Consider the following 1,923-nt stretch of genomic DNA (forward strand, 5'->3'; position numbering starts at 1 on the left):
CGTTGTCGGCGTTTTGCTTGACGGTGCTGGTGAGCTCTTCCATCGAAGCGGCGGTCTGCTCCAGGGAGCTCGCCTGCTCTTCCGTGCGGGATGACAGATCCTGGTTGCCGCTGGCAATCTGGCCCGAAGCGGTGGCGATGTTGTCGGTGCCGGTGCGTACCTCGCTGACGATGCGCACCAGGCTGCCGTTCATCTCGCGCAGCGCTTCCAGCAACTGCCCCGTCTCGTCGCGCGTCGTCACCTCGATGCGGCTGCCCAGGTCGCCGCCGGCCACGGCCTGCGCCACGCGCACCGCTTCCGACAGGGGCCGTGCGACGATGCGCGCGATCGTCAGCGCCAGCGCAAGGCCCAGCGCGATGCTGCCCAACAACAGGCCGATGATCCAGCCCCGCGCCCTGCCGTAGAGATGGTCGGCGGTCTCGGACGCCTTGTCGGCACCGGCCACGTTCACCTCGACCAGCTTGTCGATCGTGCCCATCATTTCGCCGTTGAGGCGCCGCGACTCGCCCCGCGTCAGGGATTCGGCCTGTTCGTCGCGCTGCGAGCGCACGGCGGCAACCATCCGCTCGTGCTCGCGCATGTACAGATCGAAGGCCTTGGCATAGTCCGCATAGAGCGTCTTTTCTTCCGGGGCGCTGATCAGCTCTTCGTAGCGGGCGCGCTGCTTCTTCCAGGCTTCCAGGGTGCCGGCCAGGCCCTTTTCGAGGTAGCTCAGGTCGGATTCGGTCACTGCCGTGGCGAACTGGATCTCCTGCGCCCGAAAACGCGCCATCGAGGATTTCATCTCCAGCAAGGCGCGCGTCGACGGCATCCAGTCCTTCGCGATCTGGGTCGACATGTCGTTGACCTTGGACAGCTGCAGCATCGAAAAAATGCCGATGAATGCGCTCAGCGCAAGCACGGCGACAAAGGCCACCATCAGCTTGGTGGCGATCTTGAGGTTGTAGAAGGCGTTCACGATCAATCCCCGGCTCAGGCCGCGGCCTTCTCGATGAGGCCCATTTCTTCGCTCGACATCAGTCGGTCGATGTCCACCAGGATCAGCATGCGTTCGCCCAGGGTGCCCAGGCCGATCAGGTAGTCGGTGTCGAGCAGCGAGCCCATCTGCGGCGCGTCCTTGATCTGCGCGGCCTCCAGGGTGATCACGTCCGAGACGCTGTCCACCACCATGCCCACCACGCGGCCGCCGATGTTCAGCACGATCACCACCGTGAACTGGTCGTAGCTCGGGTTGCCCAGCGCGAACTTGACCCGCATGTCGATGATCGGGACGATGATTCCGCGCAGGTTGACCACGCCCTTGATGAACTCCGGCGCATTGGCGATGCGGGTGACCGCGTCGTAGCCGCGCAGCTCCTGCACCTTCTGGATGTCGATGCCGTATTCCTCTTCGCCCAGGGTGAAGGAAAGAAACTCCAGCGGCTTGTCGGCACGCGCGCCGGCCGAACCCGGCTCGGCATGGGGGTTGGTTTTCATCAGCACTTTATTGATCCTGTTTGTCTTGAGAACTCTGTCCAATATCGGCAGATACGCGCAAAGCTGAAGGGAGGCTTCAGGCGGCGTGCGCGTGCGGCTCGCCAGCTTCCAGCTTGAACATGCCGACGATCTTCGACAGCCCGCCGGCCTGCTCCTGCAGCGAGGCCGCCGCGGCCGCAGCCTCCTCCACCAGCGCCGCGTTCTGCTGCGTCACCTGGTCCATCTGCGTGATCGCCTGGTTGATCTGCTCGATCCCCGAGGTCTGCTCCTGGCTGGCCGCCGTGATCTCGCCCATGATGTCGGTCACCCTTTTGACGCTGCCCACGATCTCCTGCATGGTCTGGCCCGCCTCGCCCACCAACGAGGTGCCGGCCTGCACCTTGCCCACCGAGTCGTCGATCAGCCCCTTGATCTCCTTGGCCGCTGCCGCCGAGCGCTGTGCCAGGT

3 protein-coding genes are annotated in these 1,923 nt (G+C 64.6%); all 3 read right to left on the reverse strand.

The annotated features are described in order from the left end of the window. Positions 1–958, reverse strand: a 958-nt coding sequence (locus ACIPRI_RS26645; protein ID WP_446624519.1) for an MCP four helix bundle domain-containing protein, incomplete at its 3' end; no start/stop codon positions are given. Between the two features lie 14 nt (positions 959–972). Next, the gene (locus tag ACIPRI_RS26650; RefSeq protein WP_446624520.1) at positions 973–1,476 is read right to left on the reverse strand and encodes a chemotaxis protein CheW; all 504 of its coding nucleotides are present in this window, start codon (positions 1,474–1,476) and stop codon (positions 973–975) included. A gap of 76 nt (positions 1,477–1,552) precedes the next feature. Then, the coding region (locus ACIPRI_RS26655; RefSeq protein ID WP_446624521.1) for a methyl-accepting chemotaxis protein at positions 1,553–1,923 on the reverse strand (371 nt) is incomplete at its 5' end.

It is taken from the genome of Variovorax sp. LARHSF232, assembly GCF_052871435.1.

What these genes read in the sequence shown, in the direction of transcription:
- ACIPRI_RS26650 (WP_446624520.1), bottom strand. Translation starts at nt 1,476, where the DNA reads ATGAAAACCAACCCCCATGCCGAGCCGGGTTCGGCCGGCGCGCGTGCC.